This window comes from Flavobacterium fluviatile (genome assembly GCF_010645065.1).
In the GTDB taxonomy this organism is placed as follows: Bacteria; Bacteroidota; Bacteroidia; order Flavobacteriales; family Flavobacteriaceae; genus Flavobacterium; species Flavobacterium fluviatile.
Genome location: NZ_JAADZW010000001.1, coordinates 215,159 through 239,862 on the forward strand (window position 1 = coordinate 215,159; position 24,704 = coordinate 239,862).

Annotated in this window: 18 protein-coding genes; 5 read left to right on the forward strand and 13 right to left on the reverse strand. The window is 35.2% G+C overall.

Annotated elements, in window-relative coordinates:
- The first annotated feature begins 1 nt into the window (after position 1).
- The 5 genes from GXM17_RS00785 to GXM17_RS00805 all read left to right on the forward strand — a co-directional run bounded on the left by GXM17_RS00785 (position 2) and on the right by GXM17_RS00805 (position 2,838).
- Positions 2 to 805: a hypothetical protein gene (locus tag GXM17_RS00785; protein ID WP_244307297.1), complete on the forward strand. Its 804-nt coding sequence runs from the start codon at positions 2 to 4 to the stop codon at positions 803 to 805.
- A gap of 27 nt (positions 806 to 832) precedes the next feature.
- Positions 833 to 1,861: a hypothetical protein gene (locus GXM17_RS00790; protein WP_163397392.1), complete on the forward strand. Its 1,029-nt coding sequence runs from the start codon at positions 833 to 835 to the stop codon at positions 1,859 to 1,861.
- A gap of 22 nt (positions 1,862 to 1,883) precedes the next feature.
- Complete coding sequence (locus GXM17_RS00795) at positions 1,884 to 2,171, forward strand: hypothetical protein (RefSeq protein ID WP_163397393.1); 288 nt, start codon at positions 1,884 to 1,886, stop codon at positions 2,169 to 2,171.
- Between the two features lie 84 nt (positions 2,172 to 2,255).
- The gene (locus tag GXM17_RS00800; protein ID WP_163397394.1) at positions 2,256 to 2,531 is read left to right on the forward strand and encodes a helix-turn-helix domain-containing protein; all 276 of its coding nucleotides are present in this window, start codon (positions 2,256 to 2,258) and stop codon (positions 2,529 to 2,531) included.
- Entirely contained in the window at positions 2,518 to 2,838 is a 321-nt protein-coding gene (locus GXM17_RS00805; RefSeq protein ID WP_208796399.1) for a hypothetical protein, read from the forward strand. The genes GXM17_RS00800 and GXM17_RS00805 overlap by 14 nt, the downstream gene beginning before the upstream one ends.
- Before the next feature lie 40 nt (positions 2,839 to 2,878).
- Here the strand turns inward: GXM17_RS00805 and GXM17_RS00810 are convergent, their stop codons facing one another.
- The 13 genes from GXM17_RS00810 to uxuA form a co-directional block, all read right to left on the reverse strand.
- Entirely contained in the window at positions 2,879 to 4,186 is a 1,308-nt protein-coding gene (locus GXM17_RS00810) for a site-specific integrase (RefSeq protein ID WP_163397395.1), read from the reverse strand.
- 516 nt (positions 4,187 to 4,702) lie between these two features.
- Positions 4,703 to 5,071: a Fic family protein gene (locus tag GXM17_RS21725; protein WP_280115288.1), complete on the reverse strand. Its 369-nt coding sequence runs from the start codon at positions 5,069 to 5,071 to the stop codon at positions 4,703 to 4,705.
- Positions 5,072 to 5,095: 24 nt separating this feature from the next.
- The gene (locus tag GXM17_RS21730; protein ID WP_244307298.1) at positions 5,096 to 5,386 is read right to left on the reverse strand and encodes a Fic family protein; all 291 of its coding nucleotides are present in this window, start codon (positions 5,384 to 5,386) and stop codon (positions 5,096 to 5,098) included.
- On the reverse strand, positions 5,325 to 5,588 hold the full coding sequence (locus tag GXM17_RS21620; protein WP_208796400.1) for a helix-turn-helix domain-containing protein: 264 nt from the start codon (positions 5,586 to 5,588) through the stop codon (positions 5,325 to 5,327). Before GXM17_RS21620 ends, GXM17_RS21730 begins: the two co-directional genes overlap by 62 nt.
- An 878-nt stretch (positions 5,589 to 6,466) precedes the next feature.
- On the reverse strand, positions 6,467 to 8,893 hold the full coding sequence (locus tag GXM17_RS00820) for a glycoside hydrolase family 2 protein (RefSeq protein WP_163397396.1): 2,427 nt from the start codon (positions 8,891 to 8,893) through the stop codon (positions 6,467 to 6,469).
- A 2-nt stretch (positions 8,894 to 8,895) separates the two neighbouring features.
- Entirely contained in the window at positions 8,896 to 10,083 is a 1,188-nt protein-coding gene (locus tag GXM17_RS00825; RefSeq protein ID WP_163397397.1) for a glycoside hydrolase family 88 protein, read from the reverse strand.
- A 12-nt stretch (positions 10,084 to 10,095) separates the two neighbouring features.
- Positions 10,096 to 11,613 carry a RagB/SusD family nutrient uptake outer membrane protein gene (locus GXM17_RS00830; RefSeq protein WP_163397398.1) on the reverse strand — a complete coding sequence of 506 codons (1,518 nt, stop codon included), beginning with the start codon at positions 11,611 to 11,613 and terminating at the stop codon, positions 10,096 to 10,098.
- Between the two features lie 18 nt (positions 11,614 to 11,631).
- A complete protein-coding gene (locus GXM17_RS00835) occupies positions 11,632 to 14,631 on the reverse strand; it encodes a SusC/RagA family TonB-linked outer membrane protein (RefSeq protein ID WP_163397399.1) in 3,000 nt (999 codons plus the stop codon).
- A 214-nt stretch (positions 14,632 to 14,845) separates the two neighbouring features.
- Complete coding sequence (locus GXM17_RS00840; protein ID WP_163397400.1) at positions 14,846 to 18,925, reverse strand: hybrid sensor histidine kinase/response regulator transcription factor; 4,080 nt, start codon at positions 18,923 to 18,925, stop codon at positions 14,846 to 14,848.
- A gap of 34 nt (positions 18,926 to 18,959) precedes the next feature.
- Positions 18,960 to 20,612 carry a right-handed parallel beta-helix repeat-containing protein gene (locus GXM17_RS00845; RefSeq protein ID WP_244307299.1) on the reverse strand — a complete coding sequence of 551 codons (1,653 nt, stop codon included), beginning with the start codon at positions 20,610 to 20,612 and terminating at the stop codon, positions 18,960 to 18,962.
- A 40-nt stretch (positions 20,613 to 20,652) separates the two neighbouring features.
- Positions 20,653 to 22,026, reverse strand: a complete 1,374-nt coding sequence (locus GXM17_RS00850; RefSeq protein WP_163397401.1) for an MFS transporter — start codon at positions 22,024 to 22,026, stop codon at positions 20,653 to 20,655.
- A 58-nt stretch (positions 22,027 to 22,084) separates the two neighbouring features.
- The gene (gene uxaC / locus GXM17_RS00855) at positions 22,085 to 23,500 is read right to left on the reverse strand and encodes a glucuronate isomerase (protein ID WP_163397402.1); all 1,416 of its coding nucleotides are present in this window, start codon (positions 23,498 to 23,500) and stop codon (positions 22,085 to 22,087) included.
- Between the two features lie 11 nt (positions 23,501 to 23,511).
- Positions 23,512 to 24,669 (reverse strand): mannonate dehydratase, encoded by a 1,158-nt coding sequence (gene uxuA / locus GXM17_RS00860; RefSeq protein ID WP_163397403.1) that lies wholly within the window; start codon positions 24,667 to 24,669, stop codon positions 23,512 to 23,514.
- Between the last annotated feature and the right edge of the window lie 35 nt (positions 24,670 to 24,704).

The following is a 24,704-nucleotide window of genomic DNA, read 5'->3' on the forward strand; positions in this document are numbered from 1 at the left end:
CATGAACGAGAAAAATGTACAGTATCTGAAAGACCAGTTAAAATATACTGGATTCGGAGAAACTTTTGATGCTGAATTAAGAGAGAATATCCAGAAAGGGGATAAGGATTTTAAATTGATGCATACAGGTATTATGAACAATGGTGTCTCTAACAAAGATACAGTAACCGTTGAACTGAATTTTAAAAAATCCGACCAGAGCGATATGTATTTTTTCAATAGCTATCAGGTTAATCTCCAGAAAGAGGATAATAAGCCGGGATTGGAACAGACTTTTTATATTAATAATGATAATACCAGCATCACTCTCAAAGAGGCGTATAATTTGATGGAGGGCAGATCGGTCAATAAGGATTTAAAGAATAAGGACGGTGAAGCCTATAATTGCTGGATTCGTATGGACTTCAAAGAAAGTGACGACCGTGGAAATTTCAAATTGCAGCATTATCATCAGAACTATGGATATGATCTGGAAGCTTCGCTGGAAAAGCATTCTATAAAAGAACTGCTGACACCGCAGTACAAGGAAGATCTGATGAACTCTCTGAAAAAAGGCAATCTGCAGTCCGTAACTTTTGTTGTAGGAGGAGAGGAGAGGAAACAGTTTGTGGAAGCTAATCCGCAGTTTAAGACTATTAAGGTTTATGATTCTTCTCTGCAGAGAATAAATGACCGTGAAAGCAAGAACGAGAAGCAGTCGCAGACCAAAGGAAAGAGCGCAGACTTGGCTGACAATTCCGATGAGACCTCTCAGAAAGAAAAAAAAAGTAATTCCCGTTCAAAAAAAACGGGCAGATCGGTTTAAGGTGCTTAAATAAATTAAAACTGAGTTATGTCTTCTGAAAACAATCGAGTAGAAAATGAGATAAAAGTCTGGCAGTCCAAGGAAGAAAAATTAAAATTTTTATTTCAGAACAGCCCTAATATAGAACGCTCTTTTGGCATAGAGAAACTGAAATTTTTTAAGATGCTACTTTTTAAATATGAAAAGACGAAAGCTGTAGATGAAAAAATAACTCTCAGGTTTTTGAAGCATGAATATAATAAATTGAAGCATCAAGTTTATCCCAATATCATTGTTAGGCTTGTAAATGAAGCGCTTAGTGCTGTCGCTTTTCAAAGGATAGATAAGCGGGATTATCTTAGAGGTCTGGAATTAAACAAGAAAACTTTAGAGGAACAGCTGATAAAATGCGGTTTTCATGAGGCTTATGGCAAAGTATTGGCGAATATGCAGGAACAGCTGTTAAATTTTACTGTTCCTGTTTCTTATCACATCTCAGAAAATGAGCGGCTTGAACATTCCCTGCAATTTGTAAAAGATGCGCAAGGGGCCTACCAATTTGATGGATTTAGATCAATTCTTCATACAGATTCATCGCCATCCAGCCGCTGTACACATTACTTTAAGAATGAAAAACCTGAGAGCTTCAGCGCTGCAGAAGCATACGAAATGCTTGCAGGAAGAGCAGTTCTAAAAAGCGGAACCTGGAAACAGTTTAACTTCAACGACAGGGATCTTAATGACAATTATCGGATGCATGAATTTCCAGATGCGTATGGATACAATGTGAGCAATGCTTTACGGACTGTTCCTCTTAAAAATGATGACTATGAGACATTCGAATCCTTGGCCGATTCTTTGAAAAAGGGCAGGAGGGAAGAAGTTGTTCTTATGATACAGGGGAGAGAAATGAAAGTTTTTTTGGAAGCAAATCCACGCTTTAAAACCTTGAATTTTTATAACGACAGGATGCAGAAACTTAGTTTGGCGGAAATTAAAAACGGCTGTAAAATTAGCCCGCTGAAACCGCGGCAGAATATTGAGACTCAGACAGCAAAAAAATCTCATCATATGTGATTTTTCCAACACATGTACAGTTATGGAAAACCTTAAGCTTTTATCGGGATTTTTTAAGGCAATTGAAAATGACTTCAGGATCAGCACAACTCACATTGCAATTTTTGCGGCCCTGCTTGAATTTCGCGCAAGCAGGAATTTTATAAATCCAATACAGGCATACAGTATTGAAATCCAGGTTATCGCTAAGGTCGTATCTCCAAAAACTTATCATAAATGCATGCGCGAATTAGATGATTACGGTTATCTTATTTATGTCCCGACAAAGAATAAGAATAAAAGAAGCAGTGTTTATTTTTATCTGGAATAAGCTTTGTTGCAATTTTTTTGGAAACAGAAAGATCTTTTTTAAGTATATGATTTATTTTTTTGTAAGGATTTAAGCTGGTATTTTATGGAAGAATTTATAACAAAAGATGATTTAAGGCAGTTTGGACTGTTAATGACCGATACAATCCGTAATGCGGTTGCAGAAGCTTTTAATGCAGAAAATATTGTAAGAGAACCTGAGTGGCTGAAGAGTAAGGCTGTCCGCAAGATGCTCGACATTTCTGCCGGATCTGTTCAAAATCTTAGAACATCACAAAAAGTACGTTTTAAGAAAGTGCTTGGATCCTATTATTACAATAGAGAAGATATTCAAAAACTTTTTATTGATGAAAAAGACTAAGAAATTAAAAGATAGCAATATCATGAAATATCTTTCAGTTTATATTGCTGACCCAAAGCTTAATGTCTGGCATTTGTCAATTTTAACGGCAATATTAGGGTTGGGTTACAGACAGGGGCAAGGAAGGACGATACAAGTCAGCCGAAGTAAGATAATGGAAATGGCGCATGTAAATACACTACCCACTTATCACAAATATTTTAAACAGCTGCAGGATTTAGGTTATATTAAATACAGCCCGTCTTATCATCCGGGTTATAAAAGCGAAGTTAAACTATATAAAAAGAGGCTATCTCAGCAATTTTGAGATAGCCTTTTTGATTTTAATTGCCAACTGGAAGAAAGTTTCAAGAAGTTATACTGTATTTCTTTTTGATTGCCTGGATTTCTTTTTCAAGTCTTCCGAGAACCGCTAAATCTTGTTTTGAAATCTTTGAAGCGTTTTTGTTCAGCTTTTTATTTAGAATTGACATTTCGCGGCCAATTGTTTTCTGTTCTGTAATGGCATACGCTTCGGTCTGCTTCACTGATGCATGGCCGAGCAGTTCTTTAACTACGTTTATAGGAACATTGTTGTTGAGTGTGACTGTGCTTCCAAAAGTGCGGCGTGCTATGTGGGTATTTAATGTAAAAGGAAATCCGCACAAGACCGCAATCTCTTTCAGGTACTCATTCATTTTCTGATTCGATGATACAGGAAGTACAGTTCCGCGCTGGAGACACAGCGGGTGCTCTTTATATTTTTCAACTATCTGAAGTGCCTGAGGAAGTAGCGGTACATTAGTGGTAGAATTTGTCTTCTGTCTTTCGGACATAATCCATAAATTGCCGTCAATGCCTTCTTTTATATCCGTTTTCTTCAATTGATAGGCATCTATGTAAGCCAGTCCGGTGTAGCATTGAAAAACGAATACATCCCTTACCACATTGAGTCTGTCGGTTGTGAAATAATGCCTTTCCAGTTCATGCAATTCCTGAGCGGTAAGGGGTTTTTTTACCAGTTTTGTTTTACGTCCCTTAAAGTTCTTAAAAGGGTCTTTGGTGATTAATTCCTTATCAATGGCGCGGATCACAATCTTCTTGAAATTTGCAATGTATTTAAGAGTGGTGTTGTTGCTGCAGTCGCGTACTGTTCTAAGGTAGAACTCAAAGTCCTTCACAAATTCGAGATTCAAATCTGCAAATTCAACATCCTCCTTTTTAAGTTTGAATCTGATAAATGCTGTTAAATGGTTTTTAGTGATTGTAAATCTGTCGAGAGTACCTTTGGCATATCCTCTTCCAAGAAGCGCCTTCATTTCATCATTATGCTTTTGAAATTCTTCCAGCACCTTAATCTTTGGCGCTGTCCGTCCCAGAACCTCGTCCATAATTTTCTCAGCGGTTATAAGTTTGCCGCTGTACATCATTTCGGTTTTGATTTCATTGATTTTTAAAGTCAGAGCATCCAAAAAGAAGTTTATTGACTTTGCATCTTCCTTTGAGCCGACTGCTCTTTCAAACCTTTGATCCCATCGCGTATTATCCCATTTTCTCTTTGTTGAGCTTTCCTTGCGGATACCGTCAACAGTTATTCTGAAATATACGATCCATTCTTTACTTTCTATTTTGGGTCTTTTTAAAAAGAATCCCAAACCAAAACTGCTTTCCAACATAATCCTACTTTTTAAATTAATAAATGTAGAATAATATTACTGCCAAATCAAGTCGTTAATCTCGTTAACCCCTGTGAAATAAGGGATTTTTGCTGTTTCTGGTGCACTTTTCTCTGCGCCTGAAAGTGCACCGATTCTGCACCTTTAATTTTGTGAGCTTTTATAAATATTGAAAATAGGCTTTAAACGAAAAAGACCCGCAAATCGTTGAATTTGCAGGTCTTCAGACATTTTTTATGGCTTTTTGAAAAGATTGAAAACTTTAAGTTTTCCGGCTTTTCGGCCTTTCCGTGGGGAGAGCAGGATTCGAACTTAAGTCTGGAAGCCCGCTTATTTGCTGCGTTTTGTTTATTTTAAAACTGGTATTGCCACGATTTTGCCATAAAAATAAAACTGTTAATTTTTAAGTATTAATGTTTTGATTTTTAATAGGTTATTTTGTTTTTTGTTTCCGTAATTCTTTTGGCGGTAAATTTAATTGTTTTTCTTGTCAAATTGATTGTTTTGTCCTGTTTTTTACCTGTATTCTATCTCGAAATAATTTAGTATTGATTTGTAAGTATCCTGAGCAGTGAGACATGTGTCCATTAGGTATTCTTTTACATTATTCCATTCCTGAAGTCCCCTGTAATAAAATAGTTTCAGCTGTTCATCTATTATAAATGGGACTATATTGTTGGCCAGACATTCCTTAAAAATGATTAATCTCCCTACACGGCCGTTTCCATCCTGAAAAGGATGTATAATTTCAAATTTATAATGAAAATCGATAATGTCTTCGATACTTTTATTTTTTATGGCATTGTAATCCGACAATAGTTCTTTCATCTTTTGAGAAACTTCTTTAGGCGGACAGGTCTCATTGCCCCCCACTTCATTTGGCATTCTTTTGTATTCCCCTACATTAAACTAATCTTTTCCACTATCAGAAGTTCCGGACTTTAATAAAAAATGGAGTTCTTTAATGATGGATTCGGTAAGCTTGTTATTTGCTCTTTCAATAATAAAATCAATGCATCTAAAGTGGTTAGAAGTTTCAATAATGTCATCTACATTTACACTTTCTTTAGATGCTCCAATTGTATTGGTTTCAAAAATATATCTCGTTTGATCATGGCTTAGCCTGCTACCTTCAATTTTATTCGAATTGTAAGTTAAATCTATCTGCGTGCGGTGGTAAATACCACCTTTTAGCTTCATATTCTTTTGTTCTTTCAGAGTTTCCAATAAAACATTTGTACTTTCTTTTTTTTTTTTTTGAAATTACGGCATCTTCGGGAATATTCCACGTTTTACCGGTTAGGAACGACCCTTTTAATTTTCCTGTAGAACAATAATTACGAACCGTCCTTTCAGAGAGATTCAGTTTTTTTGCAAATTCAACTACCGAAAGATACTTCATGTTTTTAAATATGATTCCGTTATCGGCAATATAAGCTAAAAATATTTAGTAATAAATGCTTTTTTGCCGATATTGGAAATGTGTTGTACCAAACTCTTATTCAAAGCTAATTACTCAAGAATATTATACAATGAAAAACAGCTTCTTTCATTATAAAGTTTATTTTAACCGCCATAGCGTTTTGTGGCAAAATTGAAGTTAGCTCTACTCTCTTTTATACTGCATTCAAGCCTGTTAAGTTCCCGGGTGATTTCCCTGATCCAATAACGTTTCTCGGAACTGGCAAATATTTCAGAAATTTTTTTCTTTAGGGAAATTATTTGCAGTTTTTTTTCTAGTGTCCCATTATTTTTCCATCTGCCCAAAACCCTGCACATCTGCACGAGTTTATATTTTTCCCCGTTATTTTTTATATTTTTATAACTTGAATAACCTCATATTTTATTTTGCAAAATAATAATTTAACGTTAATCCCTTATATAGAACCGTCTAGTATAAAAGTATCGTGATAGAAGCAGGGCAGCTATCAAAGTCTAAAACAAGCGTTCGTTCTCAAAAATTAAAATCCGGCAGTGTAAATATCTCAACAATATTTTAGAACAGGATCATCGTTTTATCAATTGGCGCATACAAAACGGATTATGATTTAAAAGTTTTGAATCGGTAAAAAGTAAATTGAGTGGAATTGAAGTTGTGCATATGCTTAGAAAGAATCAGATGATTAGGACAGAGATATCTATGTTTTAAATCATTCCGAAAATCGGCGAGATAATTTTTAAATAGTGATATTCTTATATTTGATTCTGATAGATGTGACAGAACCCATAAATTTGTTAATAGTATTTTCTTGTTAAAAAAAACATACGAATAATTGTTTTTTACGGATTAATTTTTAAATACGATCCTTTAAAATTTTGATTTAGAACGGTCATTTCAATAGGGGTACTAGTGTCATCAGGTGTTACCTCAATTGCAGCTTTTCCGTTTGCCATTTTGATGGCTTCTGTTCCAGTAGGTGTTCCTTGGTTTTTAAGGGTTTTACCACCTTTTAAACATTGAAAATAGATGCGCTCTTCATAATCCAAACAACGTAAATTATTTTGATCTATAGCTGTTGCGGTTACCAAATAATTCCCGTTGGCCAATTTTTCAGAAGAAAGTGTTAGTCCTGCAGCAGCTTCATTTTTCTCAAAACGGTAGTTTACGGTAATTTCATCTTTTACTATTTTTCCGTCTTTGTTCTTTCCTTCTGCTACCAATTTGTTTGCGCCTGCTTCAAAAGTAACCTCCCAATTCAACCCTTGTGCTGGAAACGCTTTTAAATCTCTTTTTTTAGTTCCTAGGGACTTTCCGTTCTGATAAAAGGTAATCTCATCGCAATTGCTATACACGCTTAAAGTTCTAGGTTTTCCTTTCTCACCTTGTCTTTCGGTCCATGTATGTGATTCGATGTATGCAAAAGGAGTTGTGCTCCAGTAACTTTTAAATACATAATAAGCATCTTTGGGATTTCCGTTACGATCCATAATTCCTTTTTGATTCATATATGGGATATCATCTTCAGGGCGTAGGGGAGTGGCAAAATCTTTAAAAGCCCATTGAATGTTCCCTACAAATTCAGGATCATTTTCAGAAACATGCAAGTGCCAATCGAATAAATCAACAATATAATTTTCGCTCCAATCACCAATTTGTGCAATATTGGCAACTTGTGTTTGTACTATAGCTTCTTCCCAACCTTCTGCTTGAATGACACCTTCTCCAGTAACAGGCTTTTCAGTATGACGCCCTACTTGACTATCACCACCGTATTCAGCATGGATAAAATGTTTGTATTGTTTTTTGTAGATATCAAGCGCTTTTTGATAGCTTTTATAACTTCCTGAATACCAACCTGACCAGATAGAAGGAGAAAACACATCTACAATTTCGGCACCTTCGTAATATTTTCTAACAGCTGTTTTACGACTTGGGTCTAATTGATGTGAAAGATTGTTTAGCTCTTTCAAAAAAGTATTGGTTCTTTCGATATTGCCACCATCTTCAAAATCGGGAAGCCAGTTCATTTCATTACCTAGCGACCAAATGATAATACTAGGATGGTTATAGTTTTGTTGAATCATCTCTGTCAACATATTTTTAGCGTTGGTTTGCCACGTTTGGTTTCCTAAACCACCACGACACCATGGCAATTCATCCCAAACTAATAAACCAAGTTCATCACAAGCTTTGTACACTTCTGGATCTTGCGGATAATGAGCCAAACGTACAAAATTGGCCCCCATTTCTTTAATTTGTTCCATATCGGCACGGTGCTGCTTGTTTGACATGGCCGCACCAACTCCAGCATGTTCTTCATGACGGTGTGTTCCTCTAATTAAGAGTCTCTTCCCGTTAAGGTAAAAAGAACCATGATCTTTAAATTCGAACCAACGCAATCCTACTTTTTCGGTAAGGTTATCAATTACTTCTTTATTTTTTATAAGAGCAGTTTCTACGGTATATAAATTCGGATTGTCTGTATCCCACAGAATTGGGTTTTTAAGATTATCAAAAGTAAGTGTAGCAGCAGCTGCTTTGACAACGACAGTTTTAGAAGCAACCACTTTTCCACTTGGATTTTTAAGTACTGCTTTTAAACTTGTATTTGAATTTTTATCCCAATCATTTAGACTAAAATCTAATTTTATAGTCGCTGTTTTTGCACTAACATTTGGCGTGTTTACTTTCAAGTTGGCAATGTGAGTTTTATTCATTTCCAGTAACCAAACGTCTCTGGTGATTCCGCCGTAGATGTAAAAGTCACTTTTTTGAGAAGGAATAATTTCAATATTATAACTATTATCCACACGAACGATTATTTCGTTGGCTCCTTCTTTTAGAAATGAAGTAGCATCAATTTTAAAACCGATATAACCACCAATATGAGTGCCTGCTTTTTTATTATTAATGTAAACAGTTGTGGTAATATTGGCACCCTCAAAGTATAAATAATAGTTCGTTGTAGCGTTTATATTTGAAATTTGAAGGTTTTTCTTGTACCAACTTGCACCGCGACGGTATCCTGGCTCTAAATCAGTTACATCTTCGCTGTTCCAAGTATGAGGTAAATTGATTGTTTGCCAATTTGCTGTTGAATTGATCTTTTGCAATTGGTCGGTATTGTTTTCGACGTACTGCCAATTTGCGTTTAAATTAGTCGTTTTTCGACTGTCTTTTGTTTGCGCATTTGCAGTAAATCCTACTAGAAAAGTAACAACAGCGACATAAAATTTTTTTGTTTTTGAGAGGTTGGATAGTGGCATGTTTAAATCGATTTTAATCGTAATAATGTTTCTAGGAAATAATAATCTCCGTAAACAATTGGTTCGTCTATTTCATCATTTTTAGGCCAGTTTCCAGTACTGTGGTCTAAGATAAAAGGGCCTTTTACAGTTGCATCTAAAATGTAGTTTTTGCTGTTCAGTGTTTTTACAACTTTTTCAGCATAGGCTAAGTATGTTTTGTTTTTAGTATAGGTGTACAACTCTACTAATCCTGAAGCCATACAAGTAGCAGCCGATACGTCTTTTGGTGCATTTGGAATTTTTGGATCTATAAAATCCCAGTACGGAATGCCATCTTGCGGCATGTTTTTGTTGGTTATAAAATAGTTTGCTGTCGCCTCTGCTTGTTTCAGATAAGCAGGATTTTTGGTGTAACGGTACATCATGGTGTAACCGTAAACAGCCCAAGATTGACCTCTAGCCCAAGAGGAAGCATCATTGAAGCCTTGATGCGTAACTTTGGCTTTGGCTTTTCCTGTAATGGTATCATACACGACTACGTGAAAAGTGCTATTGTCTGGTCTGAAGTGATTCTTTAAAGTAGTGTTGGCATGATTTACGGCAATATCTTTATACTTGGTATCACCTGTAATAATCGATGCTTCACACAGCAATTCCAAATTTAACATATTGTCAATAATCACTGGGAATTCCCAAATGTCTTTATTAAAATCCCAGGAACGGATGGCCTTTACTTTTTTATTATAACGTGTAATTAAGGTATTTGCACTTTCAACTATAATCTTTTGATAAGCAGCTTTTTTGCTAGGATCTAATTTGGCTCCTGTTCCGAAACTGCAATACACTTTAAAACCCATATCGTGAGTCTTGCCGTTGTGTTTTTCTTTTTCGATAAATGCCGTCCAAGCAATCGCTTTCTCTTTATAAGCATCTTTTCCTGTTAAGGCATACAATTGCCAGAGATTACCAGCAAAAAATCCACTGGTCCAATCTTTAGAGGGGACTTTTTTAATTACGCCCGTTGTTGGGGTCATAGCCCTAGGAAAGCTAAGGGAATCTACAGGATAATTAACTAGTGATTCATAACGGGTTTCATATAGCCGGTCAAGCGACGAATCGCTTGACGGGGCTAAAGAAGTACGTTCGCTTTTACATGATGTAATCATTATCATGCAAACAATTATACTGCTTAAACTAAGTTTAATCATAAATATTAACGTTTAATAACCAGCATTGTTTGGCAATAAGTTTGGATTTCTATTCAATTCATCACCAGGTAATGGAAAATAGTAGTCTCTTTTTGGATCAAAGTTCGGCTGTGGTTCATTACCTGTAGGACTAAATACTTCTGATCCTAGCTTTAAACGTTTGATATCAAACCATCTTCCAAATTCGAAAGCCAATTCCAACCTTCTTTCATTAAGAATTCGTGCTCTAAGATCAGTTTGAGAAAGACCTGCAGGAACATCAACTGGAAAGTTACTCATTTTTCCGCCTTTATTTCTTGCTCTAAGTAAAAGACGGTTTACATAACCAGTAGCTTCTGGTGAACCTGGAGTAATTTCATTCAATGCTTCAGCAGCAATCAATAATACTTCTGCATAACGCATTATAAAATAATTGTTATCAGATTCGCGTCCGTTTGAACCAGCGACACCTGCATAACGGTTGTATTTTGCAATATGAGGTCTGTTTACAGCCAAAGAAGACATTGACGTAAATTTGGTATAATCGACTACTTTTCCATTTCTAACGGCAGTAGTATCAAAACTCACTGCTCTTCTATAGTCTCGTGCATCCCAGTCATTAAAAACTTTAAGAGTAGGAACCGCTACCGACCAACCTTCACCATAACTATGAGATTGGTCACCTCTTATACCTGTTAATGAGGCTAAATAATCTTGACCTAAATCGCCCACTCGTGATTGACCTATAAAATCTATGGTGAATAAAGGTTCTTTTAAAGTAGCTGTTTTGGTCGAACGAAATAAATCTTGAAAATCAGCTTCTAAACCTAATCCAAAAGTTGTTTCATTATCAATTACATATTTAGATTCTGTATATGCATTTTGAAAATCACCCAAAGTTAAGTAAACAGAAGCTAAATATGCAGCCGCTGTTCCTTTTGTTGGTAAAGATTTTACTTTTTGTTTGTTAGGTAACCATTGTTTTGCATATTGTAAATCACTAATGATTTTGTTGTAAACTTCGTTTTCAGGTGTTTTCGATAAAGTATTTACATCATTTACATTAGAAACTGCAAAATCAATATAAGGAATCGCTCCAAACAGACGTACTAAGTTATAGTAGGCGAACGCTCTTGCAAAATAAGCTTGTGCCGCAATTGCATTTATTTCCGCTTCTTTTCCAGTGACTCTTTTTGCACCATCAATTGCTTGATTGGCAGCGCCAATAATAGCGTATGATTGCGGCCAGAAGCTTGCCACCATAGCACTTTCATCCGTCATGGTAAATTTGTTAACTTCTACACGAGCAATAGAGGTAGTTTGATCACCGATATCAGCCATGTCACCTCTTAACAAAAGTGAAACGGTTAATTTTCGTCCCCAATATTTTTCAGATGCCATGTAAGCAAAACTACCATTAACGGCAGCTTGTACATCGGAAGGACTTTTAAAGAATGATTTTGGTGCTAAAATGCCTACAGGATTTTCTTCTAAATCTGAACAGCTTATCAGTAGCGCCGCTGAAAATATGCATATAATTATTTTTTTCATTTTGATTTCTTTTTACAATTAAAATTTAAAGTTGATACCCATAGTAAATGTTTTAACATTTGGATAACTTCCGTAATCCAACCCTAAGTTGGTATTACTTCTTACATTATTATTGTTTTGGTAGTTTACCTCAGGATCTGCTCCAGGATATTTAGTTTGTGTCCATAAGTTTTGAGCACTTACATACACTCTAATTTTTTCAATTCCTGTAGTACTTAAAAAATCGGTTGGTAAATTATATCCAAAAGAGATATTTTTCAAACGAATGTAACTTCCATCATATACATATCTTGATGTGATACGTTTTGCTCTACGAGCATTCATCGGAACATTGGTATCTGTATTGGTTGGTGTCCAAGCATTCAATACTTCTGTTGTTGCATTAGAATCTCCAGAAGCCATTTCAAGCAATGTGTAATTTAAAATATCACCTCCAACAGATGCTTGGAAAAAGATGTTCATGTCAAAGTTTTTGTATTTGAAATCATTGTTGAAACCAGCAATAAAATCAGGAGTTGGATCACCGATAATTGTTTTATCATCTGAGTTTATTTTTCCATCTTCATTAACATCACGTAGTAACTCTCCACCTGGGCTGTTTTCATAGCCTACAGGAATAGTTTGTCCTGCTTGAATCACGCCGTCATAAATATAACCGTAGAAAGAACCAACTGACTCACCAACACGTAAAATTTGAGAATCACTTTGCAAGAAATGACCTGGAGCCGAAGCGATTAAGATATCTTCGTCATTAGGTAATTTGTTGATTTTATTTTTATTAAATGAAATATTGAAATCCGTAGTCCATTTAAAATCAGCATTTGTAATGTTTTTTGTATTTAATGCAAATTCAAAACCTTTATTCTCTAATTCACCCACATTTTGAATTTGGTAGGGGTTAGCTAATCCAACATATTCGGGTAATGGTCGTGCGAACAATAAATCTTTTGTGATGATTGAATAATAATCAGCTGTGAAGTTGATTTTATTGTCTAAAAAACTAATGTCAACACCAAAATCAGCTTGGTAAGAGGTTTCCCATTTCAAATCATCATTTGCTAAGGATGTTACTGCCACTGCATTAGTTACTTGATCTCCAATTACAGCGTATGTTTCCGAAAAACGTGCTAATGTTCCGTAAGGTGCAATAGATGGGTTCCCTGTTGCTCCGTAACTGGCTCTCCATTTAAAGTTAGAGATTATTTTACTGTCTTTTAAGAAATTTTCATTCCCCATATTCCACCCAATTGCTCCAGAAGGGAAAAAGGCATATTTGTTATTTTCGCTAAAGTTAGACGAACCATCTCTTCTTGCCGTGAACGTAAATAAGTATTTGTCATTATAATCGTAATTGATACGACCAAAAAGAGAAGCTAATTCTTGCTCTGTTAATTCCGAACCAGGAATCAATGGATTAGATCCTGCTCCTAAATTGTGGTACGAAACACTGTTGGTTACAAATCCTTGGGAACCTGCATATAATTCTTCGGTTCTGTTTTTTTGGTACGAATACCCACCTAAAAGAGTCAATGATCCAAGGCCAATATCTTTTTTGTATGTTAAGTAATTCTCTGATAAGATTGTAGAACGTGTTGTTTCTGTAATTTCAGCTTGACCACCAACTCCAGCACCAACGATTAAAGTCGTCGGAATGAATTGTCCTAACTTAGAGTTTGTAGCATCTAAACCAAAAGTTGTTTTAAACTCCAAACCTTTGATAAATTCATAAGCAGCATAGAAGTTCGTTCGGTGTGCTGTAAAAGTAGTTTCGTTTACTCTTTCCATAGCCGATGCATAAGGATTGTCAATATCGTCTCCAAGTGAATTGGTAGTATAGGTACCATCTTGTTTATAAATTCCTAAATCGGGTGCAAATCGGTAGGCAGAAGACACCACATCAGCATTACCTGTACCACCTGTTTGTGCTTGTGTAGATACCCCGCTTCTTTTACTTTTGTTTCCAAAAACATTGATTCCTGCTTTGAACTTATCATTTATTTTGAAATCGACGTTACTCGTAATTGCATAACGCTCTAAATCAGAATTAATAATAACTCCTTCTTGATTGAAATAGTTAGCCGACACATAATACCTAACATCATCGGAACCTCCAGAAAAAGATAATTGTGTGTTCGAGATTGCACCAGCACGGTAAATAACATCTTGCCAGTTAGTATCGGCTGATCCTTTAACATAACCCGGAACATAAGTTGCTCTATATGCAGCAAATTGATCAGCATTTAAAACATCCAAGGTATTGTTTACTTGTTGCGAAGAATAAGAGGTATTCAATTCAATCGTCGGTTTCCCTGCTTTTCCTTTTTTTGTTGTTACCATAATTACACCATTTGAACCTCTGGAACCATAAATAGCTGTTGCCGACGCATCCTTTAAGATTTCCATAGAAGCTATATCCTCAGGAGGTGGCATTGTCCCACCAACGAATCCATCGACTACTACCAGTGCATCGCTACTAGCATTTATGGATGTTCCTCCTCTTATTCTAATTTTGATAGGAGCTCCAGGCTCACCACCATTATTAGATTGCACAGAAACCCCTGCAGAACGACCTTGTAGGGCCTGCTCCGCACTTAAAACGGGATAGGCGGTAAGTTCTGCTGATTTTACAGAGGAAACAGACCCAGTTATATCACTTTTCTTTTGTGAACCATAACCTACTACAACTATTTCACTAAGCGTATTAACGCTTGAATTTAAAGCTACATCAATAGTATTAGTATTGCCTACAACTACATCTTTAGTATCAAATCCGATGAAATTAAATTCTAACGTAATTTTACCATTTACTGTCAATTCATAAGATCCATCAAGGTCGGTAGAGGTACCTATTCTGGTTCCTTTAATTAATACATTCGCTCCGGGTAAACCTAAGCCATCTTCGCTTGAGGTGACTTTTCCGGTAATTTTGCGTTCTTGCGCATTTACATTAATTCCCATTACAAACAAGAGTCCGAACAAGAGCCAATGCTTTTTCTTAATTTTTTTGGTTGCTAACATTCATTTTGGTTTTAGGTTAAATAAATAAATTTAAAAACAGCAGCAGTTCAAAAATCACGAGCAATGTTAGAAGTAATTGCAATAAAAAAATTTTTGTTTTGTTGAGTTTCATAAGGCAAATGTAACGTCCTAAAAATCTCTAAAAGTCCAAAATAGGGTATACAATTGTGCAAAATCGCAAAAAATAGCCTTTAAATTTAAGGCTTTAGAAGTTTTACAGAATATTGGAGTAGAATTTTTCGGAATATTCGCTGGGGGTTATTCCGTACTTTTTTTGGAAACATTTACTAAAGTATTTAGGATTGTTAAATCCTACCTTATAGCTTACTTGCGAGATATTTATTTTATGCTGCTCCAGAAGTTGAGCAGCGGCTTTTAATCTTATTTCATGAATGAATTCATTTGGCGTACAATCGGTCCAAGTTTTAATTTTTAAGAAAAGCATCGTTCTACTGACTCCAAGTTCACTACAAAACTGTGGAATATCAAATTGGTTGTTGGCAATATTTTCTTCGACTATTTTAAAAGCTTTTTTTAGGAGTTCGTCATCTACTGAAGTAAGTACAACATCAGTAGGAGTAAAGGCATCTTCCTTGGTGAATTTATCCTTTAAACGTTGAGACGACTCAATAATGTTTTTAATACGAAGTTTGAATTCGATTAAATTAAAAGGTTTGCTAATGTAATCATCGGCACCACTGTTTAATCCTTCAAATTTATAAATCAAAGAAGAACGTGAAGTCAATAATATAACAGGAATGTGACTAGTTAGTGGATTCTCTTTTATTTTGGCACATAATTCTGTACCCACCATTTCAGGCATAATTACATCACTAACTACTACAGTGGGTAAAAAAATAACCGCTTTTTTTAGTGCTGATTTTCCGTTATCTGCAGTGATGATGTTATAGTCTTCTTTCAAAATATTTTTTATAAAAGAACGCAACTCTTTATGGTCTTCTACAACCAGAATAGTTGGCTTGTCTTCTTCTATAATTAAATCTTTTAAATCATCTTGTTCTACAGCATCTGCAGGAACGGTTAGCTGAGAGGTGTATTGGCTGATGTCATCACTAATTTTGAAATCTTGGATTATTTCACTTTCTGAAAGATGTTTCTTCCCTTTCGGAAGCACGACAGAAAAAACAACTCCTTCGGTTTCTTTATTAACTACTGAAACGGTTCCATGATGCAGTTTTACAATGTTCTTAACAATGGAAAGTCCGATACCCGTTCCTTTATTGTAATTGTTTTTAACCTGATTGTGCATTGGGACTTCAAAAAACAAATCGAATATTTTAGAAATATGTTCAGGTGCAATTCCAACTCCTGAATCTTCGACATCCAAACGGACACCATCTTTTTCTTTATGTAAGCTAATCTTGATTTTTCCACCTTTAGGTGTATAGCGGAATGCATTGGAAATCAGATTGAAAACGACTCTTTCTAGTTTATAACGATCAAAATAAACTATGATTTCTTTGTGACTGCTTTCAAAACTAAAGTCGTAGTGGCCATCTTTTGCATATTCTTCAAAAGACAAAAATATTTCACGAGTAAACTTAACAATATTCCCTTTAGCAGACTCCAAGGTGAATTGGTTGTTTTCTAATTTTCTAAAATCCATCAAACGGTTGATGAGGTTCAGTAAATGATTGGAGCTACTTTCAATCACTAGTAGTTTTTTGTACATTTCATTACTGCCCGAGTAATCGGCTAAAATTTGTTGTAAGGGACCTGATATTAAAGTAAGTGGTGTACGAAATTCGTGTGAAATATTGGTAAAAAATTCCAATTTTGCCAAGTTGTTTTCTTTGATACGCTCCGCTTCAATGTACTCGAATTCTAATTTTTGTTTTAATTGATCTTTTGATTTCATAATCCAAATCAAACCGTAAACAGACAATACAATCAATATAGAATAGAGGAGGAGCGCCCAATTACTGCGCCATGGAGCAGGAGTAACTTCAATTCGCAATACAGTTGGCGTAGTATTCCAAACGCCGTCATTATTGGCACCCATAATTTCAAGTGCATAATTGCCGGCATTTTGGATGGCAAAGGATACCTCATTATTTTTAGTGGTGATCCAAGAATCCTCAAGACCCAATAATCGATAACGGTATTGGTTATTTTTTGATCGAATAAAATTAGGCATTGAGAACGAAATCGAAAAATTAGCTTTATCATAAGGCAAGGTAATTTTATCTGTATAGGAGATGTTTTTTTCTAAAATTTCATTGTCACTGCTAGTAGTTACCAACTCATCTCGAATGGTAAGATTGGTAACAATTACCTTTGGAGCAAAATTATTCAATGCAATTTTTTGACTGTTAAAATACGTTACTCCTGACGGTCCACCAAAATAGTAGTCATTATTACCAATTTGTAAACAAGCATTATCGTTAAACTCATTGCTAACTAATCCGTCCTTTTGGTCGTAAATGGTAGTTTTTTGTGTCCTAATTTGGTATTTAATTATTCCTTGATTGGTACTCAGCCAAAGATTTTGATTGTTATCTTGTAAAATGGCATGAATGGTGGTGATACTACCGTTTTTCGCATCTATAACTACTTTTTTAAATTGATTCTTTTTGAGTATAAATAGTCCTTTTGCTTTTGTTCCTACCCAAATATTTTCCTGCTTATCAGTAAACAGGGTCAAAATATCATCCCCAGAAGAAACATTGTTATCAAAGAAGTAATGTTTTACTTGGTGTTTTTTACCCATTTTAGTGGTACTTAGGACATTTAAACCGCTTTGAGTACCGACCCAAATTTGTTTTTTAGCATCAATCAAAATGGTTCGGATGCGATTACTAGTAAGACTATTTTTGGCTGAATTTGTCGTACTGATCGTTTGAAAAGATTTTGTACTTAAATCATAACGAATCAACCCTTTTCCAAATGTACCTAACCATAAAATGCCATTTTTATCTTCTTTTATTGCGTAGACCCCAGTAATTTTAAGTATATTTTGAAGTTGTTCACTTATGGAATTAGTAACAATATGCTTCGTTTTGGTATTGTAAGCACTGATTCCGTTTGAAAAAGTTCCCATCCATAAAATGCCATTTTTGGAAAAATGCAGTGCTTTTATATCAGTATTATTTTCAATATATGAAGTTTTTCCTGAGATTTTATTGTAAACGGTGACGCCACCACCTTCTGTTCCAAAATAAATATTATTATGATTATCGCTTGTAATAGAACTCACCACATCATAACCTAACTTAAATTCGCCTTTACTTTGATTAAAACTTGTAAAATTATTATTAGAAATATCCCATAAATTGGTTCCCTTATAATAGGTTCCAATCCAGACAGATCCTTTTTTATCAGTATAAAGTGATTTTACTTTGTCTATTTTAGGATTGTCATTGTTTCTTATGGTGTAAACTGTTTTATCATTTTCAATGATAGAAATACCATTGTAATTCCCAATCCATAAACGTCCCTGTTGATCAATGGTCAATGCTCGAACGTCCATACCTATTTCGGTATAACCAGGTAATTTTTGATAAGTGGTCACGGCATTTGATTTTGCATCTAACCTAAATAACCCTTTATTTTTGGTTCCGATCCATAAGTTGCCTTTTTTATCGGTAATAATTGTTTGAACAAAGACACTTTCAATAACGTCATCAAACTTTGTTTTGAATTGAAGTGTCTTTGCATTTATGTCCATTACCTCACACAATCCTTTTGAGGTACCAATCCAAATTGCGCCTTTTGGAGTTGTGGTAATACTTAAAATGAAGTTACTCGGTAGTGAACTAGAATTGTTAGGTTGATGAAAATAGTTTTTAAAGGTTTTCGTCTTTTTGTCGAAGATGGTGAGGCCTTTTGAAGTACCAATCCACATTTTATCTTTAATTTCGGTTACACACCAAATCGCATTATTACTTAAAGAATATTTGTTATTGGTATGAAAATAACGTGTAAATCTATCTTTAACAGGATCATAAATATTTAATCCGTTATATGTCCCGACCCATATTTTGCCTTCATGATCTTCGGTTATAGCTAAAATATCATTATTCGATAAGGAAAGACCGTCTGTTGGATGATATCGATATACGGTAAATTTACTTCCATCAAATTTATTCAAGCCATCTCTAGTACCAAACCACATTTGTCCCAACTTATCTTGATGGATAGCAATTACGGAACTTTGCGATAAACCATCTGCTGCTGAAAAATTTTTAAAACGATATTTGGTTGTCTGTCCATAAGTAGAGCAAACAACCAAAAAGGAAAGAATAAAAAACGTTTTTTGTATAAAATATTTCATTAAGCTGCGGGAATTATTTTTTTTACCAAAAAGTTTATTCTAACCTTTTCTTCAATTGGTAGTCATAAAGCGGAGGGATTTCATTAAATTCTTCATTGGTGCCTACAATAGTCGCATTTGGTTCATAGGAAACTTTAAGTGGTGTATTTCCATGTACACCAGCAAGTGTGGCGTAAGGTCCGTCTTTTAAACCATTTAACAAAATAGGACTGTTCGAAGTAGAATTTTTCACTTGTACATTTAAGTTCCAAAAAGTACTGAAAGCAGCATGCGAAGGTTTCCAATAGTCAGCACCGCCACCGCCAAAAATAGGGTAGCTATTATCAGCCAGAGGTTCAAGATAAACGGTTACATTATCAAATAAATTTTGATGATTAGCACCCGAATGTTGGTCCAGTACTGGGTTTTTGTAAACCGTACAATTTTGATACACATTTTTGGTAGAAAAAGTATTAAAACTCAAGGGATGAACCGCATCATTATATACTTTTAAGTTTTTTATCAATACATTATGCACACCGCCCGAGGCAACAGTATAATGCGCGACATTTGAACCCTTTGTAATTATATTCTGAATAGTAGTGTTGGCGATTTCTTCTGTTAGAATGCCACTATCAGCATTATGAATGGTCACATTATTCACCCAACTATTATAGACGCGTGTCAAAAAAATTCCGTTAAAGCCTGGTTCTACATGGTGTGCCACTCTTGGAGCATTTGGAATCGTAATTTTTAGATTTTCGATTCCTACTTCAGTCAAATGTTTCCACTCAATTAATTGTGCTGCGTAACTTGGTTTTATATCTAATAGCAAGGGATCTTTTATCGTTATTTTGTCTCCCTTAATTTCTACTACTTCTACTTGTTGACGCACTAGTGGTAGCGAAGGGAACTTCCAATGATGCGAACCGGCTTTTATATCGGCATTGTTGTACATAGCTTTGATGATATCGGCATTTTCTCCTTCTTTATTAAAAAGTTCTAATTCTACAATGTCACCTACTTTTAGGTTTTTAATTTCTGAAGCAGTCAATATGGTTTTGCCTCTTTTACCTGAATTAATTTTGGCAAGAACATTTATTTTTGGATCATATTTTTCCAAATACGATTTCACACGTTCACCGGGAACTTGTGTCCAAATCATTCCGCCTGACCAAGCATATTGTGAAAAGGGGAGGTTGATGTTGTTTTCTTTTTCTTTTTGGACTTTATGAAAAGTTTCTAAATATTCCCGTAATTCGGTTAAAGATTCAGGATTTTCCAAATACATCATCGGTCGTGGGCAATAAATTTCAGTTCCTTTTTCATCAGCACCTTCACCACGAAGGATGAAATTACTTCTTTCGATATAGAGAACTGAACTTAGAATAATCTTTCCAGCAGGTAGTGCTAGAATAACAGGACCAGCTATAGTTTCGCATTTAGCCATAGCAGAAAGCAATGCTTTAGAATCATCCAAAACATCATTAGCAATAACCCCAAAATCCGTAGCAAAAATAATTGTTTCAGAAGTGGTTGGAATTGCTTTTTCCCCGTTGTGATAACCAGCAAAGCTAAAGTCGGGCATGTACGTAAGCGACTTATTGCTTAGCAAATTTTGTATCTCTTTTTTACTTTGCGATACCATCAAAAAAGGAATAAAAATGAGTGCCGTTAGTAGTAGTCTTGTTGTGGTATTTTCATTCATTTTTTTTACTAATTTTTATTAAATTATAAGATAGTAACTATTACAAGTCGGTAATTTGATTGTATTTAGGAACTAAGGTTTTCATCACTATCCAAGCCACTAAATACGCTACAGCACACATTACAAACATGATGGTGTATCCAGTTTGTATGTGTCCCAAACCTTCATAATAATCAAAAAGGGCACCTCCTAATTTAGAGACCAAAACACCTCCAATTCCTCCGGCCATTCCTCCAATACCAATAATGGAAGCAATGGCTTTTTTAGGAAACATATCCGATACTGTTGTGAAAATATTTGCAGACCAAGCTTGGTGAGCTGAAGCACCTATTCCAATAAGAATTACAGGAATCCAATAGCTAATGTGTCCTAATGGTTGTGCTAATAGTACAACTAAAGGGAATAATGCAATAAAAAACATGGCTTTCATTCGACCTTCATAAGCGTTATAACCTTTGTTTATGAAATACATCGGAAAATAACCACCGTATAAGCTTCCTATCATTGTCATACTGTAAAGTGCTGTTAATGGTAAAGCAATATCTGTTTTGACTAATCCAAATTGTGCTTCTAGGTATTTTGGCAACCAGAACAAAAAAAACCACCAGATACCATCGGTCATAAATTTTCCGAATACAAAAGCCCAAGTTTGTTTGTAGGTTAATAATTTAATCCAAGAAATTTTTTCTTTTGGAGTAGCTTTTTCAACACTTGTTTCAACAGCCTCATCCTCTAAAATGTATTCCAATTCTGTTTGTGATAATCTTTTTTGTTTTTCTGGTTTTTCATACATAAAGTACCAAAAAATCATCCAAATAAAGCCTATAGCTCCAATGATGATGAATGCGCTTCCCCAACCCCAATGAAGCGCAATCCATGGCACCGTTAATGGAGCTAATATGGCTCCTACATTAGAACCAGAATTAAAAATTCCAGTAGCTAATGCACGTTCTTTTTTTGGAAAATATTCGGCTGTAGCTTTAATGGCAGCTGGAAAGTTTCCAGATTCACCAAAGGCTAAGAATGATCGAGCAATCATAAATCCAACTATAGACGCGGGTACTGCTGCAATGCCGACCCAAGACATAATAGTATTGTAGCTATTTCCAATCGGTATAGCATAAGCGTGCATTATTGCTCCAACCGACCAAATTGCAATGGCTAATAGATAGCCAACTTTGGTTCCTACTTTATCAATTAATCGTCCCGCAAATAACATAGAAAGGGCATAGACAAATTGAAAAATAGCGGTGATATTTGCATAGTCTGTGTTCGTCCAACCAAACTCTTCGGATAGGCTAGGAGTCAAAAGGCTTAAAACTTGTCTGTCCAAATAGTTTACAGTCGTCGCAAAGAATAATAGTCCGCATATCGTCCAGCGATATTTTCCAATTGTTTCGTTATGGGTGTTCATAATTGTTAATTATTAATTATTAATTGTTGAGAGGTGCTATTTCTTTTAAAATTTCAGCTTAAGGCTGTGCATCAAATCGAAAGTAACTGATTGCATTTTGACTACAAATTTTTGCTACTAAATCTCCTATTAGTTCAAAGTCATTCGGAAGTTCTGCTTTTTCAACTTCTTCTCCTAAAATGTTACATAAAAGGCGTCTGAAATATTCGTGACGTGGGAACGATAAAAAACTTCTAGAGTCGGTAAGCATTCCTACAAAACGACTTAATAGCCCAAAATTAGAAAGTACGTTCAATTGTTTTTCCATTCCGTCTTTTTGATCTAAAAACCACCAAGCAGCTCCGTATTGCATTTTACCAGGAATTATTCCATCATTAAAATTAGCCACCATCGAAGCCATCATTTCATTATCACGTGGGTTCAAATTGTATACAATGGTCTTTGTTAGGGATTTTACAGTGTTTAATTTGTCAAAGAACTGACTCATATTTTCTGCCATATTTTGATCTCCAATAGAATCATATCCTTGATCAGGTCCGAGTAGCGTCAGCATTTTGCTATTATTATTGCGAATCGCCCCCACGTGAAATTGCTGTACCCAACCTTTTTTATGATTCATAATGGCAAGCCGATGCAATAGCGCTGCTTTATATTGTTCAATTTCATTTTGGTTTAAGGATTCTAAAGACAGTCCTTTTTGAAAAATTGCATCAATTTCTGTGTCTGTAGCACTAGCATGATAAAAGGTCGAATGTCCATGATCTGAGATTCGACAGCCTACTTTATGAAAAAAATTATGTCGTATTTGTAATGCTCCTACTAAATCTGCAAAGTTTTGAATACTAAAACCAACAACAATTTCTAATTTTTGAATCCATTTTACAAAATCAGCTCCTTTTTCTATCTCCGTTGCTTTGTCAGGACGAAAAGTAGGTAAAACTGAAATTTCAAATTTTTCTTTCTTTAGCTTTTCATGGTAAAACAAATTATCCGTTGGGTCATCTGTGGTGCCCACCATTCGAACGTTCATTTTTTTTAATAAACCACGTGCACTAAATTCGGGCCTTTTTAATAAAGCATTACATTCATCAAAAATAGATTTTGCTGACTCTGGATTTAGTAAATTGGTAATACCGAAGTAACGTTCTAATTCTAAATGAGTCCAATGGTATAATGGGTTTCTTAACGTATTTGGAATTGTTTCTGCATATTTTACGAATTTTTGATAAGCAGTAGCATCTCCTGTAATATATTTTTCGGGCACCCCATTGGCACGCATGGCTCTGTACTTATAGTGGTCACCTTCAATCCACAACTGAGTAATATTTTCAAATTGTCGATCTTCCGCTATGTCTTTTGGGGACAAATGCGAATGGTAATCATAAATAGGCTGTACTTTGGCCACCTCATGATAGAGCTTTTTTGCTACCTCATTGTGCAATAAAAAATCGTTTGTTATAAAGCTATTTTGCATGTAACTATTTTTTAAAGGCTCCTTTTGATACCTAATTCTAAACCTCTTAATTCTGCTAAACCTCTTAATCGACCAATTCCAGAATAACCAGGATTAGTTTTTTTCTTCAAATCATCTAGCATTTGGTGACCGTGATCAGGGCGCATTGGAATGATTCTACCTGTTTTTTGCTCCATTTTTATAATTGACTTCACCACTTCGTACATATCCACATCACCTTCTAAATGGTTGGCTTCGTAGAAATTTCCTTCAGCATCACGTTGTGTACTTCTTAAATGAATAAAATTCATTTTCTCTCCATTGCGATCTACAATTCCGGATAAATCATTTTCAGCAATCACACCGTAAGAACCCGTACACATACAAAACCCATTGGATGGTGAGTCAATAGCGTTTAACAATTGTACCAAATCTGCCTCTGTACTCACCACTCTTGGTAATCCTAAAATAGGATAAGGAGGATCGTCTGGATGAATAGCCATTTTTACACCAACACTTTCGGCCACGGGAATAATTTCATTTAAGAAATAGTATAAGTTTTCTTTTAATTTTTTAGCATCTATACCGTCATATCCTTGAAGAACCTTTAAGAAATCTTCGACGGTGTACGATTCTTCTGCACCTGGTAAACCTGCAATAATATTTTGTTGCAATTTTACTTTATCAGCATCCGATAGCTTTTCAAAAGTGGCTTTTGCTTTTACTTTTTGCGCTTCAGTATAAATAGCTTCCGCTCCTGGACGTTTAAGAATAAACAATTCAAAAGCAGCAAACTCATTGATATCAAAACGCAGTGCTTTTGATCCATCAGGCATTTCGTAAGACAAATCGGTTCTTGACCAATCTAAAACAGGCATGAAGTTGTAACATACGATAGAAATACCGCAAGCAGCCAAGTTTTTGATACTTTGTTTGTAATTTTCAATGTATTTCAAATAATCACCAGATTGTTTTTTGATGTCCTCATGTACCGGAATACTTTCCACAACCGAAAAAGTCAAGCCAGCTGCTTCTACTTCATTCTTGCGTTTCATGATTTCGTCCACTTCCCACACTTGTCCGTTTTTAATATGGTGTAAAGCAGTTACGATTCCAGTTGCACCCGCTTGTTTAGCATCTGCCAATTGTACAGGATCATTAGGTCCGTACCATCTCCAAGTTTGTTCCATTTTTATATATTTTTTACAGTTGTATTTGTATTTTA